The sequence below is a fragment of the Streptomyces sp. NPDC047028 genome, from assembly GCF_040644095.1.
In the GTDB taxonomy this organism is placed as follows: domain Bacteria; phylum Actinomycetota; class Actinomycetes; order Streptomycetales; family Streptomycetaceae; genus Streptomyces.
The window spans coordinates 106,663-121,995 of sequence record NZ_JBEYVS010000021.1 but is presented as its reverse complement, the minus strand read 5'-3'; the positions used below and the strand labels follow the sequence as shown (position 1 = coordinate 121,995).

Sequence of the window (15,333 nt, the reverse complement as noted above, 5' to 3'; positions counted from 1 at the left end):
AGGTGGGCACCCCTCACGCGCGTCCCGCCACCGCCACGGGGCCCCTCCCCGAGGGGAGAGGCCCGTGCCTCAGCCCTGCTGTCCCGACGGCCTCCGCAGGCTCGGTCGGGTCGACGTCACCCGGGCCCTGACCGCGGCCCAGCGGGCCGACGCCGCCCACAGCAGCCGCACCGCCGAACGCGGTGCGAACCGTGCCCGCAGCCGGCCGCGGCGGCCCAGCCCCGCGTTCAGCGCGGTGACCGCACGGCGCACATCCTCGGCGAGCCCGGTGACCGCCCCCGGCCGGGGGGCGTACAGCACCTGCTCCACCGCGTCCGCCACCCGGTGCACCGCGGCCCCGGCCGCCGGATCGAGGCGGCCCAGCCGGACGATCCGGGCGGCCGTCCCGCGCGGCGTCTGCGACTCGTCCGGCGGGATGCCGGCGTCCCAGGCGCTGTCGGTCAGCTCCTGCCACACGGCCAGCGTGTGCGCGGCCGCGCCCTCCTCGGTCCGCGCGTACCCGCCCAGCCGCAGCGACCGCACCCGCGACCGCCACAACATCGGCGACAGCGGCACCGCGAGGACGGCCAGACCGGCGAGCCCGATCAGCGCGTACCACCACGGGGGAGTCCCGCCGCCACCACCGGACGGCGCCGCCGCCGCGGACGGGCTCTCGCACCCGCCCAGCTTGCGCAGCCCCGCCGAGCAGCTCTCCGACGGGGAGGCCGCCGCCGACGGTGCCGAGGACGCGTTCCTGGACGGCAGCGCCGGGTCCGGCACCGCCGTGCCCGGCGAGTCCGACTGGGTGTACGACGGCACCGTGCCCCGGGTCGGAGTCGGCTCGAAGCGGGTCCAGCCCACGCCCTCGAAGTACAGCTCGGGCCAGGCGTGCGCGTCCTTCAGGCTCACCGACACCGTGCCGTCCGCCTGCGGGGTGCCCGGCGCGAAACCCACCGCCACGCGGGCCGGGATGCCCAGGGTGCGGGCCATCGCCGCCATGGCGAAGGAGAAGTGGACGCAGAAGCCCTGCTTCTTCCGGAGGAACGCCGCGATCGCGTTCGGGCCCCGGCCGACCTCCACCTGGGTGTCATAGGTGAAGCCGCCCGACACGGCGAAGTAGTCCTGGAGCTTCACCGCCTCCTCGTGGTGGCTCGACGCGCCCGCGGTGACCTGCCGCGCGGTGTCGGCCACCACCTTCGGCAGCGCCGACGGCACCTTGGTGTACTCGCGCTCCAGGGCCGCGGGCGGCGCCGGGGCGTCGGCCAATTGCCGCGCCGTCGGCCGCACGTCCAGGCTGGTCACCCGGTACTTCTCGCCGCGCGTCGTCTGCCCGTGGTCGCCGACCAGCGTCATCCCGACCGGCTCGTACCGCCAGCGGCCGCTGATGTCCACGCCGCTCGGCGGGTACGGCATGGGCAGCCAGTCCTGCGCGTACCAGTCCGCCGCCGTGATGGTCGTACGCACCGTCGTCCGCTTGATGTCCGCACCCAGCCCCACGGGTGCCGGGAAGCTGTGCGGCACACCGACGATGTGCCGCTGCGACGGCTTCCAGGTGGTGCCGTCGAAGTCGTCCAGCGAGACGATCCGCAGGTACAGGTCCGAGATGTCGTCGCTGCTCGTCCGCACCGAAAGCACCTGGCGGTCGTTGTCCGTGTTGAGGCTGTCCCGCAGCGACACCAGCGGGTTGACCGCCGAGATCGTGCCGCCGTCGCCGCTGCCCGGGCCCACGCCGGTCCCGGCCGCGTCCAGCAGGCCGCCCTGCATCGCGGGCAGCGTCAGCGGCACCACCAGCGCGACGCCGAGCGCTACGGCGCCGATCCGGCGCCCGGTGCGCACCGGCGCAACCGCGCCCTCCGGGTCGCCCGGCGTCCGCGGCGCGCCGCCGAACACCCGGCCCCACTGGGCGAGCCGGTCCCGGCCCTCCGCGAGCAGCAGCATCAGATAGCCGCCCGCCGCGACCAGGAACCACAGCCAGTCCGCGCCACCCTCGGACAGCCCGGCGGCCACCGAGTACAGCGCGAGCAGCGGCAGACCCGCCGGGGCGGCACTGCGGAAGGTCACCGCGAGGGTGTCCACCAGCAGGCCGATCAGCAGGACACCGCCGATCAGCATCAGCTTGATGCCGTCGGTGACCGGCGCCGGTATCGCGTACCGGCCGACGTCGTCCGAACCCTGCTGGAGGAGGTCGGCGACGTGCCCCAACGCGTCCGGGCCCGGAATCAGCCCGAGGACCGCCTGCTCCCGGGCGAAGAACACCGTCAGCAGGAGCACGGAGACCAGGAGCTGCGCCGCCACCGTCAGCGGGCGGCCCAGCGGCACCCGGCGAGCTGCCATGCCCACCCCGGTCTGCACGGCGACCAGCAGAGCCGCCTCGAACAGCCAGCTCGGCTGGTCGACCAGGGGAAGCAGCGAGCACGACGCCATCAGCGTCGCCGCGGCGGCACACAGGGCCAGTCGGGCCCGCCCGCTCATCACAGTGCCTCCCCGCTCACGGCGGCCAGGCCCGACCGCTCGCGGTCCGCCCGCCGCCACAGTTCGTTCAGCGCGCCGCCGCGCGGCACGCTCAGCGCCGTCCAGCCGGCCTCGCGCAGCATCCGCAGCCGCTCCTCGTGCCGGCTGCCCGGCGCCGGCACGTCGGTGGGCTCCCGCACCCAGATGTCCGGGTCCAGGACGAACGCGACGCCGCCGCCGCTGCGCCGGCGCATCTTGGCGACCGTCGCCGCCTGGTCCTCGTCCAGATCGCCCAGGAAGGCGATCAGCAGGCCCTCGTTCCCGCCGCGCAGCACGTCGTAGGCGCGGGACAGGCCCGTGCCGTCGGAGTGGTCGATCACCGCGAGGGTGTCCATCATCAGCCCGGCCGCGTCCGCCGTCTCCTGGCCGCCCGCGAACCCGTCGGAGCCCTCGCCGGGCACCGAGCTCCCGGTGTCCGTCAGCAGCCGCACCGAGAAGCCGCGTTCGAGCATGTGCACGAGTACCGAGGCGGTGGCGGACACCGCCCACTCGAAGGCCGAGTCGGGTCCCGCGCCCTCGTAGCCGATGCCCCGGGTGTCCAGCAGCACCGTGCAGCGGGAGCGGCGCGGCTGCTCCTCACGGCGCACCATCAGCTCGCCGTAGCGCGCGGTGGACCGCCAGTGCACCCGGCGCAGGTCGTCGCCGTACCGGTAGCCGCGCGGGATCACGTCGTCCTCGCCGGCGAGGGCCAGCGAGCGCTGCCGTCCGTCGCCGTACCCCTTGGCCTCGCCGCTGAAGCGGACCGGGGACAGCGCCTCCACGCGCGGGATGACGGTCAGCGTGTCGTACGCCGAGAAGGAGCGGGTCAGTTCGCACATCCCGAACGGGTCGCTGAGCCGCAGTTGCAGCGGGCCCAGCGGATAGCGGCCGCGCAGGTCCGAGCGGACCCGGTAGGACACCTCACGGCGGCCGCCCGGCTCCACCCGGTCCAGCACGAAGCGGGGCCGCGGCCCGAGGACGTACGGCACCCGGTCCTGGAGCATCAGCAGCCCGGTGGGCAGCCGGGAGACGTTGTCCATCCGCAGGTGCACCCGGGCCTCGCTGCCGGCCGGCACGCGCGCGGGGGAGAGACGGCGGCTGCCGGCCACCCGGTAGCGGGTGCGGAACAGCACGACCGCGCAGATCAGCGGCAGCGCGGCGAGCAGCAGACCGACCCGGAGCAGGTCGTTCTGCCCCAGCACGTAGGCGCACACCGCCGCGGCGATCCCGGCCGCGAGGAAGGACCGGCCACGGGTGGTCAGCCCCGCCAGGGCTGTACGGACGCCGCTCTTCTCGCCGCGGTCGGCCTCCGCCGGGCCCGTCTCCCCCGCGCTCATCACAGACCCCGCGGGGGCTGCTGCGGATACGCCGGCACGCCCCGGCCGAGACCGCCGAACCCGCTCTGCCGGCCGGGCTCCGCGGGCACCGGGGTGCGCTGCAGGATCTCCTGCACCACCTGCTCGGCGGTGCGCCGGTTCAGCTGGGCCTGCGCGGTGGGCAGCAGGCGGTGCGCGAGGACGGCGACGGTGAGGGCCTGCACGTCGTCCGGCAGCGCGTACTCCCGGCCGGCCAGGGCCGCGGCCGCCTTCGCCGCGCGCAGCAGGTGGAGCGTCGCGCGCGGGGAGGCGCCGAGTCTGAGGTCGGGGTGCACGCGCGTGGCGGCGACCAGGTCCACCGCGTAGCGCCGGACCGGCTCGGCCACGTGGACGCCGCGCACCGCCTCGATCAGCTTCACGACGTCGTGCGCGTGCGCCACCGGCTGGAGGTCATCCAGCGGGGACGCCCCGCCGTGCACGTCCAGCATCCGCAGCTCGGCGTCCGCGCTCGGGTAGCCGACGGAGACGCGGGCCATGAAGCGGTCGCGCTGGGCCTCGGGCAGCGGGTAGGTGCCCTCCATCTCGACCGGGTTCTGCGTGGCCACCACCATGAAGGGGCTCGGCAGCTCGTAGGTCTGCCCGTCGATGGTGACCTGGCGCTCCTCCATGGACTCCAGCAGCGCGGACTGCGTCTTGGGGGAGGCGCGGTTGATCTCGTCGCCGATCACGATCTGCGCGAAGATGGCGCCCGGCTTGAACTCGAAGTCCCGCTGCTGCTGGTCCCAGATGGACACGCCGGTGATGTCCGACGGCAGCAGGTCGGGCGTGAACTGGATGCGCCGCACCGAGCAGTCGATGGACCGGGCCAGCGCCTTGGCGAGCATCGTCTTGCCCACGCCGGGGACATCCTCGATCAGCAGATGCCCCTCGGCGAGCAGCACGGTCAGCGAAAGCCGCACGACCTCGGGCTTGCCCTCGATCACACCCTCCACCGACCTGCGGACACGCTCCACAGTGGCGGTCAGATCTGTGAGGCTCGCTCGATCGTCATAGGTCGTCACCCGGCCCTCCTCGGCCCGTTCTTACTCAGGGCCGACGCTCTGCGATGCGAAACCGGCCCACCCCGAACACGGACACCACGCATGAAAGGTTCCACGCGTGACGCCACACACCGCATTCTTGCCGCCGTTACCGATTCGTGTCACTCGCCTGTGGACAACTGCCCGCACTATGTCGGTCTTGCGGCCTTTTCCACCGCCGTTCACGGCGCCGGTGGTGGAACGAGTGCGCAGGTGAGAGCTCGGGACGGGCCGGTACGGCGGGTCAGGCGGGGTCGATCTCGCGCAGCCGGCCGGTCTTCACGTCGTACACGAAGCCGCGCACGTCGTCGGTGTGGAGGAGGAACGGGGAGGTGCGTACGCGCTCCATGGACTGCCGGACGTCCTGGTCGACGTCCTTGAACGCCTCGACCGGCCACACCGGACGCTGGCCGACCTCCAGCTCCAGCTCGTGCCGGAAGTCCTCCGTGATCGTCTGCATGCCGCAGCTGGAGTGGTGGATCAGCATGACGCTGCGGGTACCGAGGGCCCGCTGGCTGATGGCGAGCGAACGGATGACGTCGTCGGTGACGACACCGCCAGCGTTGCGCAGGGTGTGGATGTCGCCGAGTTCCAGGCCGAGCACGGCGGTCAGGTCGACACGCGCGTCCATGCAGGCGACGACCGCCACCTTCAGGGCGGGCTTGGAGTCCATGTCCGCGTGCGCGAACGAGGAGGCGTAGCGCTCGTTGGCCTCGACGAGCCGGTCGATGGTGCCTTCGGATCCACTGGAAGCTGATGCAGAAGTCGTCATAGACATGACGTTACAAGCGCACCACCGGGCGGGCCCGGTGCCGGAGCGGACAAAAGAACGTCATCGTGGCCTGTTGTGAGCGACTCCACACGCTGGGCAAACCCGGCCGACCGGGTGGATACCGTCCCATCGCGGTGCCTGTGGCACTCCCGCGGGCGACGCGCAGGCCGGTTGATTGACCGCGCGACACGGTGGACTAAAGTGACGCGAAGCGGGAGGCGAGGCCCTCCTCGCTGGTGACATTCCCGCCAGGCCCCGGCACGCGTCCGGCGGTCTTCCCACGTGCGCGGCGCGTACGTACGGCTCGGCCTCCTCCCGCTCCCGGCCGGCCGACGCCTCCGGCGCCGGCGGGCCCGCCCCTTGCCGAGCGGGCGGGGACCCGGCGGTGCGGACGACCGGGTCGGACCTGAGAGGCTACTTTGACCCAGAGTCGACATGTTCCGGTGATGCTCCAGCGGTGTCTGGACCTGCTGGCCCCCGCCCTGGAGCGGCCCGGAGCGGTGGTCGTCGACTGCACCCTCGGCCTCGGCGGCCACAGCGAGGCGCTGCTCGCCCGCTTCCCCGAGGCGCGGCTCATCGGCCTCGACCGGGACAAGGAGGCGCTCCGGCTCTCCGGCGAGCGGCTCGCCCCGTGCGGAGACCGGGCCACCCTGGTGCACGCCGTCTACGACGAGTTGCCCGAGGTGCTGGACAGACTCGGCCTCGCACGCGTGCAGGGCGTGCTGTTCGACCTCGGGGTGTCCTCCATGCAACTGGACGAGGCCGACCGGGGCTTCGCCTACGCCCAGGACGCCCCGCTGGACATGCGCATGGACCAGACGACCGGCATGAGCGCCGCGGAGGTCCTCAACACCTACCCGGCGGGTGAACTGGTGCGCATCCTGAGGGCGTACGGCGAGGAGAAGCAGGCCAAGCGGATCGTCTCCGCGGTCGTCCGCGAACGCGAGAACGAGCCGTTCACCAACAGCGCGCGGCTCGTCGAACTGATCCGCGACGCCCTCCCGCAGGCCGCCAAGCGCACCGGGGGCAACCCGGCCAAGCGCACCTTCCAGGCGCTGCGCATCGAGGTCAACGGCGAACTGTCCGTCCTGGAACGGGCGATCCCGGCCGCCGTAAAGGCGCTCGACGTCGACGGACGCGTCGCGGTGCTGTCGTACCACTCGCTCGAAGACCGGCTGGTGAAGCAGGTGTTCGCGGCCGGCGCCGCGTCCACCGCCCCGCCCGGACTGCCCGTCGTGCCCGAGCGCTACCAGCCGAGACTCAAGCTGCTCACGCGTGGTGCCGAACTTCCCACCGAGGAAGAGATCGCGCAGAACCGCCGGGCCGCCCCGGCACGGCTGCGCGGCGCCCAGCGGATCAGGGAGGACGTCGAGTGAGCGGATCGGGTCGGTCCGGTTCCCCAGCCCACCGCAGGTCCGGTGCGACCCGCAGGAGGCCCGGTGAGTAGAAAACCCCAGCTGAAAGGGCGGGCCGCCCGGCTCGCCCGGCTTTTCCCGGCCGGCCGCGCCAGGGCCGCCCGTGCCCCGTTCGTGCTCCTCGTCGTCCTGCTCCTCGGCGGCGGCCTCATCGGTCTGCTGGTGCTGAACTCGGCGCTCAGCGAAGGCTCGTTCAAACTCGACGACCTGCAGAAGAGCACCAAGAACCTCACCGACGAGGAACAGGCCCTCCAGCGGGACATCGATGCCTACTCGCAGCCGGACGCCCTCCAGCGCCGCGCCCTCCAGCTCGGCATGGTCCCCGGCGGCGACCCGGTCTTCCTGGACCCCGACGGCATCGTGAAGGGCGTACCGAGCCCCGCCGCACCGGAGCCCGCGTCCCTCGACGACCCGGTGGCCCCCGAGGCCCTGCCGCCGGGCGCCACGCCCACCGCGTCCCCGACGCCCACGCCGAGCGCCACCACCCCCGGCCCCACGGCCACCCCCACACCCACCAATCCCGCGGTGACCGCCCTCAGCACCCCGGCGCAGCCCGCCCCGACCACGACCCCCGGCAGGTGACGGAAGTGTCCGACAGGGAACCGCCGCGCCGCCGCGTGCCCAGGCCCGCCACGTCCTCCCCGCGCCCCCGGCCACGCCCGGACCGGGGCGAGCCCCCGCGCGCGCGGGGCGCCGTACGCAGGCAGCCCGGGCCCGGCGGCCGCCCGCCCCGCCGCCCCTCCTCCGCCTCGGCGGCCCGGTCCCCGGGCCGGCGTCCGCTCCGGCTCGGCAGCCCCCGCCCCCGGCTGCGCATGGTCGCCCTCGCCCTGACGCTGGTGCTGGCCGCCTGCGTCGTACGGCTGCTGCAGGTGCAGGCCGTCGACGCGAGCACGTACGCCGCGATGGCCGAGCAGAACCGGTACGTCGTGCACACGCTGGCCGCCGAGCGCGGCGGCATCACCGACCGCAACGGCGTCGCCCTCGCCGTCAGCGAGGACGCGTACGACATCACCGCCGACCCGACGATGTTCACCCGCAAGCAGCTGAAGATCGACGACGGCCCCGAGCAGGCCGCCGCGCTCCTCGCGCCCATCCTCGGCCAGAGCCGGGCCGCCCTGGTGAAGAAGCTGCGGCCCGACAACAAGACGTCCCGCTACGCGCGGCTGGCCGTCCGGCAGACCCCGCAGGTCTGGAAGCAGATCAAGGACCTGCGGGCCACCCTCGCCAAGAAGGCCGAGACGGACAACAACACGGCCAACGTGCTCGCCGGTGTCTTCGCCGACCCCAGCAGCAAGCGCGTGTACCCCAACGGCGACCTCGCCGCCGGGGTGCTGGGCTGGGTCAACGCCGACGGCAAGGGCGGCGGCGGCATCGAGCAGGCGCTGAACGGGGAACTGGCCGGCAAGGACGGCAAGATCCGCTACGCCCAGTCCGGCGGCCGCGAGGTGCCCACCGCGGGCTCCACCGAGACCCCGCCCATGCCCGGCTCCGACATCGAGCTGACGATCGACCGGGACATCCAGTGGGCCGCGCAGAAGGCCATCAGCGAGCAGGTGAAGAAGTCCAAGGCGGACCGCGGCTACGTCATCGTCCAGGACTCCCGCAGCGGCCAGGTCCTCGCCATGGCCAACGCCCCCGGCTTCGACCCCAACGACCTCGCGCACGCCGACGGCGCGGCCATGGGCAACGCGGCCGTCCAGGACGCCTACGAGCCCGGCTCCACCGCCAAGGTGATGTCCATGTCGGCCGTGCTCCAGGAGCATGTGGCCACCCCGCTCACCCACGTCGTCGTACCGAACCGGCTGCACCGCGGCGACCGGCTGTTCTCGGACGACGTCGACCACAAGACCGAGTACCTGACGCTCAACGGGGTGCTCGCCCAGTCCAGCAACATCGGCACCATCCTGGCCACCGGCGAACTGGGCAAGACCCAGCCGGAGGCCAACAAGGTCCTCTACTCGTACCTGCGCGCCTTCGGCATGGGCAGGCCCACCGGACTCGGCTTCCCCGGCGCCACGGCGGGCATCCTCGCCCCGCCGTCGAAGTGGTCGACGTCGCAGCAGTACACGATTCCTTTCGGCCAGGGCTTCTCCCTGAACGCGATGCAGGCGGCGTCCATCTACTCGACGATCGCCAACGGCGGCGTACGCGTCGAGCCGACCCTGGTGCGCGGCACCCGCGGCGCCGACGGACGGTTCACCCCCGCCCCCCAGCCCGACACGAGGCGGGTGGTCAGCGCGAAGACCGCCAAGGCCGTCGCCCAGATGCTGGAGTCCGTCGTCGACGACGAGCACGGCACCGGCAACAAGGCCCGCATCCCCGGCTACCGGGTCGCGGGCAAGACGGGCACCGCCAACCGCGTGGATCCGGCCACCGGCAGGTACCACGGCTACACCTCGTCGTTCGCCGGATTCGCACCCGCGGACAACCCGCGCGTCACCGTCTACTGCGCCATCCAGAACGCCACCTCGGGCAGCTACTTCGGCGGCTCCATCTGCGGCCCGATCTACAAGGAGGTGATGGAGTTCGCCCTGAAGACCCTCCAGGTCCCGCCCACCGGCGCCAAACCCGCGAACCTGCCCGTCGAGTACGAGCCCTGACCGGCGGCCCGCCGTAGCGCACCCTCGCGCACCACGGAAAGCACACGAAAAGCACACGGAAAGCACCAGGAACGAGCCCGTGACAACGATCACCCCCGATCCCGGGAACCAGGGCGCCCCCGCCCCCTCACTTCGCCCCGGAGCGGGTACGCCCGGTACGCTCACCGCCGTGCCACACGCTGATCAGTCCCAAACCGCCCAGAAAGGCGCTTCCGTGACATACCCGGGACCGCCCCGACCGGTTCAGGTCACCGCCACCCCCCTCGCGGAGCTGGCCGGTCAGCTGGGTGCCGCCGCTCCCGACGCCGCCGCCGGAGTCACGGGAATCACCCACGACTCGCGCGCCGTCCGCCCCGGCGACCTGTACGCCGCCCTCCCGGGCGCCCGCCTGCACGGCGCGGACTTCGTCACCCAGGCCGCCGGCCTCGGCGCGGTCGCCGTGCTGACCGACCCGTCGGGCGCCGAGCGCGCCTCGGCCACCGGACTGCCGGTGCTGGTCGTCGACGACCCGCGGGCGCAGATGGGCGAACTCGCGGCCACCATCTACGGCCGGCCGGGCCGCGATCTGCTCCAGATCGGCATCACCGGCACCTCCGGCAAGACCACCACCGCCTACCTCGTCGAGGGCGGCCTGCGCACGGCGAAGTCCACCGGACTCGTCGGCACGGTCGAGATGCGCATCGGCGACGAGCGCATCAAGTCCGAGCGCACCACCCCCGAAGCCACCGATCTGCAGGCCCTGTTCGCGGTCATGCGGGAACGCGGCGTCGAGGCCGTCGCCATGGAGGTCTCCAGCCACGCGCTGGTGCTCGGCCGGGTCGACGGCTGCGTCTTCGACATCGCCGTGTTCACCAACCTCAGCCCGGAGCACATGGAGTTCCACTCCGGCATGGAGGACTACTTCCAGGCCAAGGCCCAGCTGTTCACGCCGGAGCGCAGCAGACTCGGCGTGGTCAACCTCGACGACGACTACGGCCGCCGGCTCGTCACCGAGGCCACCGTCCCCGTCGTCACCTTCTCCGCCGAGGGCCACCCGGACGCCGACTGGCGCGCCGAGGACGTCCAGGTCGGCCCGGTGGACTCCACGTTCACCGTGCTCGGCCCGAACGGCGAGCGGATCGCCGCCAAGTCCCCGATCGCGGGCCCGTTCAACGTGGCCAACACCCTGGCCGCGATCGTCGCCCTCGCCGCGGCCGGCCTCGACCCGCAGACCGCCGCCGACGGCATCGCCGCCGTGCCGGGCGTGCCCGGCCGCCTGGAGCGCGTGGACGCCGGCCAGCCCTATCTGGCGGTCGTCGACTACGCGCACAAGACCGACGCCGTCGAGTCGGTCCTCAAGGCGCTGCGCAAGGTCACCAAGGGCCGGCTGCACGTCGTCCTCGGCTGCGGCGGCGACCGGGACACCACCAAGCGGGCCCCGATGGGCGCCGCCGCGGCCCGGCTCTCCGACACGGCCGTGCTGACCTCCGACAACCCCCGCTCCGAGGATCCGCTCGCGATCCTCGCGACCATGCTCCAGGGCGCGGCCTCCGTGCCCGCGCACGAGCGCGGCGAGGTGCTCCTGTTCGAGGAACGGGCCGCCGCCATCGCCGCCGCCGTGGGCCGCGCCGAGCCCGGCGACACCGTGCTGATCGCGGGCAAGGGCCACGAGCAGGGCCAGGACATCGCCGGGGTGGTGCGTCCCTTCGACGACCGCCAGGTGCTCCGCGAAGCCATCCAGAACACCCAGGGATGAAAATCCTCGAACCCCAGGGGATGAACTTGTGATCGCCCTCTCCCTCGCCGAGATCGTAAGCGTTGTCGGCGGGCAGACGCACGACATACCGGATCCGTCCGTCCAGGTCACGGGACCGGTCGTCCGGGACTCCCGGGAGGTCCGGGACGGCAGCCTCTTCGTCGCCTTCGTCGGCGAGCGCGTGGACGGCCACGACTTCGCGGCGCAGGTCATCGAGGCGGGCGCGGTCGCGGTACTGGCCTCCCGCCCGGTCGGTGTGCCCGCGATCGTCGTGGACGACGTGCAGGCCGCCCTCGGTGCCCTCGCCCGGCACGTCGTACGCCGGCTCGGCGCGACCCTCGTCGCCCTGACGGGCTCGGCGGGCAAGACCAGCACCAAGGACCTCATCGCGCAGGTCCTGATGCGCCACGCGCCGACCGTGTTCACGCCGCAGTCGCTCAACAACGAGATCGGGCTGCCGCTGACCGCCCTGACCGCCACCGAGGAGACCCGGTTCCTCGTGCTGGAGATGGGCGCCCGCGGCATCGGCCACATCCGCTACCTCACCGAGCTGACCCCGCCCCGGATCGGCCTGGTGCTCAACGTCGGCACCGCCCACATCGGCGAGTTCGGCGGGCGCGAGCAGATCGCGCAGGCCAAGGGCGAGATGGTGGAGGCGCTCCCCGAGGACGGGGCCGCGATCCTCAACGCCGACGACCCGCTGGTGCGGGCCATGGCCTCCCGTACCAAGGCGAAGGTGGTCCTTTTCGGAGAGTCGGCCGAAGCGGACGTACGCGCCGAGAACGTACGACTCACGGACAGCGGACAGCCGTCGTTCAGGCTTCACACACCCTCCGGTGCAAGCGATGTGACGATGCGCCTGTACGGTGAGCACCACGTGTCGAACGCGCTCGCCGCGGCCGCCGTCGCCCATGAGCTGGGCATGTCCGCAAGTGAGATCGCCACCGCGCTCTCCGAGGCGGGCTCCCTCTCCCGCTGGCGCATGGAGGTCACCGAGCGCCCGGACGGCGTGACCATCGTCAACGACGCCTACAACGCCAACCCCGAGTCCATGCGGGCCGCCCTCAGGGCTCTCGCGGCCATGGGAAAGGGGCGCCGCACGTGGGCGGTGCTCGGCAAGATGGCCGAGCTGGGGGACGAGGCGCTCGCCGAGCACGACGCCGTCGGACGGCTCGCCGTCCGGCTCAATGTCGGCAAGCTCGTCGCCGTCGGGGGGGTCGAGGCCTCCTGGCTGCAACTGGGCGCATACAACGAGGGTTCGTGGGGTGAGGAGTCGGTGCACGTGTCCGACGCACAGGCGGCGGTCGACCTGTTGCGCAGCGAGTTGCGCCCGGGAGACGTCGTTCTCGTGAAGGCGTCCCGTTCGGTGGGTCTGGAGAGCGTCGCCGAGGCGCTGACCGGGACGGGTGCCGAGGGTGAGGTCGCCGCCCGATGATGAACCAGATCCTGTTCTCGGGAGTCATCGGCCTCTTCCTGACGCTGGTCGGCACCCCGCTGCTGATCAAGCTCCTCGCCCGCAAGGGCTACGGCCAGTACATCCGTGACGACGGCCCGCGCGAGCACGCCAGCAAGCGCGGCACGCCGACCATGGGCGGCATCGCCTTCATCCTGGCGACGGTCGTCGCCTACTTCCTGAGCAAGGTGATCACCGGCAAGCCGCCGACGTTCTCCGGCGTGCTGGTGCTCGGCCTGATGGTCGGCATGGGTCTGGTCGGGTTCCTCGACGACTACATCAAGATCGTCAAGCGGCGGTCGCTGGGCCTGCGGGCGAAGGCCAAGATGGCCGGCCAGCTGATCGTCGGCATCGCCTTCGCCGTGCTGTCGCTGATGTTCTCCGACGCGCGCGGCAACACCCCGGCGTCCACCAAGCTGTCGTTCATCACGGACTTCGGCTGGTCCATCGGCCCCGTGCTGTTCGTCGTCTGGGCGCTGTTCATGATCCTCGCGATGTCGAACGGCGTGAACCTCACCGACGGTCTGGACGGTCTCGCCACCGGCGCCTCCGTCCTCGTCTTCGGCGCCTACACGTTCATCGGCGTCTGGCAGTTCCAGGAGTCCTGCGCCAACGCGACGACCCTGACCAACCCGGGCGCCTGCTACGAGGTGCGCGACCCGCTCGACCTGGCCGTGGTCGCCTCCGCGCTGATGGGGGCCTGCCTGGGCTTCCTGTGGTGGAACACCTCGCCGGCCAAGATCTTCATGGGCGACACCGGTTCGCTCGCCCTCGGCGGTGTCCTCACCGGCCTGGCCATCCTCTCGCGCACCGAGCTGCTCGTGGCCATCATGGGCGGACTGTTCGTCCTCATCACCATGTCGGTCGTCATCCAGGTCGGCTCCTTCCGGCTCACCGGGAAGCGGGTCTTCCGGATGGCGCCCCTCCAGCACCACTTCGAACTCAAGGGCTGGTCCGAGGTCCTGGTGGTGGTCCGCTTCTGGATCATCCAAGGCATCTGCGTGATCGTCGGACTGGGCCTCTTCTACGCGGGATGGGCAGCGGAAAAGTGACCACCGGCTCGGCACCCCTCGACCTCCGGGGCAAGCACGTCACCGTCGCCGGACTCGGCGTCTCCGGTATCCCGGCGGCCAAGGTGCTGCACGCGCGCGGCGCGCTCGTCACGGTCGTCAACGACGGCGACGACGCACGCGCGCGTGCGCAGGCCGAGGAGCTGCGGGCGCTCGGCGTCACCGTGCGCCTGGGCGACGGGGCGAGTCTCCCGGAGGGCACCGAGCTGATCGTCACCACGCCCGGCTGGAAGCCCGACAAGCCGCTGTTCCTCGCCGCCGCCGAGGCCGACGTGCCCGTCTGGGGCGACGTGGAGCTGGCCTGGCGGCTGCGCCGGCCCGACGCGGCGCCCTGGCTGGCCGTCACGGGCACCAACGGCAAGACCACCACCGTGCAGATGCTCGCCTCGATCCTGAAGGCGGCCGGGCTGCGCACCGCCGCCGTCGGCAACATCGGCGTCTCCCTGCTCGACGTGGTCCTCGGCGAGGAGACCCACGACGTCCTCGCCGTCGAACTCTCCAGCTACCAGCTGCACTGGGCGCCCTCCCTGCGCGCCCACTCCGCCACCGTCCTCAACCTCGCCCCGGATCACCTCGACTGGCACGGCTCCATGGAGGCCTACGCCGCCGACAAGGGCCGTATCTACGAGGGCAACCGGGTCGCCTGCGTCTACAACGTCGCCGACAAGCGCACCGAGGACCTGGTGCGCGAGGCGGACGTCGAGGAGGGCTGCCGGGCCGTCGGGTTCACCCTGGGCACCCCCGGACCCTCCCAGCTCGGCGTCGTGGAGGGCATCCTCGTCGACCGGGCCTTCGTCGAGAACCGGCACAAGAACGCGCAGGAACTGGCCGAGGTCGCCGACGTCGACCCGCCGGTCCCGCACAACATCGCCAACGCCCTCGCCGCCGCCGCCCTCGCGCGCGCCTTCGGGGTACCGGCCGCGGCCGTACGCGACGGACTGCGGGCCTTCCGCCCCGACGCGCACCGCATCACCCACGTCGCCGACGTCGACGGCGTCGCCTACATCGACGACTCCAAGGCCACCAACACCCACGCGGCCGAAGCGTCGTTGGCGGCATACGATCCGATCGTATGGATCGCGGGCGGTCTGGCGAAGGGCGCCACCTTCGACGAACTCGTCGCCAGGTCCGCGCCGCGCCTGCGCGCCGCCGTCCTGATCGGCGCCGACCGCGCCCTCATCCGCGACGCCCTCGCGCGACACGCCCCCGAAGTACCCGTCGTCGACCTCGAACAGACCGACACTGGGGCGATGCTCCGGGCGGTGACGGAGGCCAGGCGGCTCGCGCGGCCCGGCGACACGGTGCTGCTGGCCCCGGCCTGCGCCTCCATGGACATGTTCACCAACTACAACCAGCGCGGTGACGCGTTCGCGGCGGCGGTCCGCGAGCTCGGCGCCTGACCCCGGCCGCCTGCCGGGCGGACT

General features: G+C 72.6%; 11 protein-coding genes. 7 read left to right on the top strand and 4 right to left on the bottom strand.

The window, feature by feature from the left end; genetic code table 11:
• Positions 1–69 precede the first annotated feature (69 nt).
• The 4 genes from ABZ854_RS20255 to ABZ854_RS20240 form a co-directional block, all read right to left on the bottom strand.
• A complete protein-coding gene (locus ABZ854_RS20255) occupies positions 70–2,451 on the bottom strand; it encodes a DUF3488 and transglutaminase-like domain-containing protein (RefSeq protein WP_361212527.1) in 2,382 nt (793 codons plus the stop codon).
• Positions 2,451–3,806 carry a DUF58 domain-containing protein gene (locus ABZ854_RS20250; RefSeq protein WP_361212524.1) on the bottom strand — a complete coding sequence of 452 codons (1,356 nt, stop codon included), beginning with the start codon at positions 3,804–3,806 and terminating at the stop codon, positions 2,451–2,453. Before ABZ854_RS20250 ends, ABZ854_RS20255 begins: the two co-directional genes overlap by 1 nt.
• Positions 3,806–4,846, bottom strand: a complete 1,041-nt coding sequence (locus tag ABZ854_RS20245) for a MoxR family ATPase (protein ID WP_361212521.1) — start codon at positions 4,844–4,846, stop codon at positions 3,806–3,808. Before ABZ854_RS20245 ends, ABZ854_RS20250 begins: the two co-directional genes overlap by 1 nt.
• A 262-nt stretch (positions 4,847–5,108) precedes the next feature.
• Positions 5,109–5,636, bottom strand: coding sequence for a carbonic anhydrase (locus ABZ854_RS20240; RefSeq protein WP_361212520.1), 528 nt, complete (start codon positions 5,634–5,636; stop codon positions 5,109–5,111).
• A gap of 419 nt (positions 5,637–6,055) precedes the next feature.
• Here ABZ854_RS20240 and rsmH point away from each other — a divergent pair, with 419 nt between their 5' ends.
• From rsmH to murD, 7 genes are all read left to right on the top strand, one after another.
• On the top strand, positions 6,056–7,012 hold the full coding sequence (gene rsmH / locus ABZ854_RS20235; protein ID WP_361212517.1) for a 16S rRNA (cytosine(1402)-N(4))-methyltransferase RsmH: 957 nt from the start codon (positions 6,056–6,058) through the stop codon (positions 7,010–7,012).
• Between the two features lie 63 nt (positions 7,013–7,075).
• Positions 7,076–7,633, top strand: coding sequence for a septum formation initiator family protein (locus ABZ854_RS20230; protein ID WP_361212514.1), 558 nt, complete (start codon positions 7,076–7,078; stop codon positions 7,631–7,633).
• Positions 7,634–7,638: 5 nt separating this feature from the next.
• On the top strand, positions 7,639–9,651 hold the full coding sequence (locus ABZ854_RS20225; RefSeq protein ID WP_361212511.1) for a penicillin-binding protein 2: 2,013 nt from the start codon (positions 7,639–7,641) through the stop codon (positions 9,649–9,651).
• Between the two features lie 214 nt (positions 9,652–9,865).
• Complete coding sequence (locus tag ABZ854_RS20220) at positions 9,866–11,386, top strand: UDP-N-acetylmuramoyl-L-alanyl-D-glutamate--2,6-diaminopimelate ligase (RefSeq protein WP_361212508.1); 1,521 nt, start codon at positions 9,866–9,868, stop codon at positions 11,384–11,386.
• Between the two features lie 28 nt (positions 11,387–11,414).
• Complete coding sequence (gene murF, locus ABZ854_RS20215; RefSeq protein ID WP_361212505.1) at positions 11,415–12,821, top strand: UDP-N-acetylmuramoyl-tripeptide--D-alanyl-D-alanine ligase; 1,407 nt, start codon at positions 11,415–11,417, stop codon at positions 12,819–12,821.
• Positions 12,818–13,891 carry a phospho-N-acetylmuramoyl-pentapeptide-transferase gene (mraY, locus tag ABZ854_RS20210; protein WP_129309620.1) on the top strand — a complete coding sequence of 358 codons (1,074 nt, stop codon included), beginning with the start codon at positions 12,818–12,820 and terminating at the stop codon, positions 13,889–13,891. The genes murF and mraY overlap by 4 nt, the downstream gene beginning before the upstream one ends.
• A complete protein-coding gene (gene murD / locus ABZ854_RS20205; protein ID WP_361212501.1) occupies positions 13,873–15,309 on the top strand; it encodes a UDP-N-acetylmuramoyl-L-alanine--D-glutamate ligase in 1,437 nt (478 codons plus the stop codon). Before mraY ends, murD begins: the two co-directional genes overlap by 19 nt.
• Positions 15,310–15,333 lie beyond the last annotated feature (24 nt).

Excerpts from the sequence above, each read along its gene's own strand:
- ABZ854_RS20255 (WP_361212527.1), bottom strand. The coding sequence starts at position 2,451 with ATGAGCGGGCGGGCCCGACTGGCCCTGTGTGCCGCCGCGGCGACGCTG.
- ABZ854_RS20250 (WP_361212524.1), bottom strand. The coding sequence starts at position 3,806 with ATGAGCGCGGGGGAGACGGGCCCGGCGGAGGCCGACCGCGGCGAGAAG.
- ABZ854_RS20240 (WP_361212520.1), bottom strand. The coding sequence starts at position 5,636 with ATGACGACTTCTGCATCAGCTTCCAGTGGATCCGAAGGCACCATCGAC.
- mraY (WP_129309620.1), top strand. The coding sequence starts at position 12,818 with ATGATGAACCAGATCCTGTTCTCGGGAGTCATCGGCCTCTTCCTGACG.
- murD (WP_361212501.1), top strand. The coding sequence starts at position 13,873 with ATGGGCAGCGGAAAAGTGACCACCGGCTCGGCACCCCTCGACCTCCGG.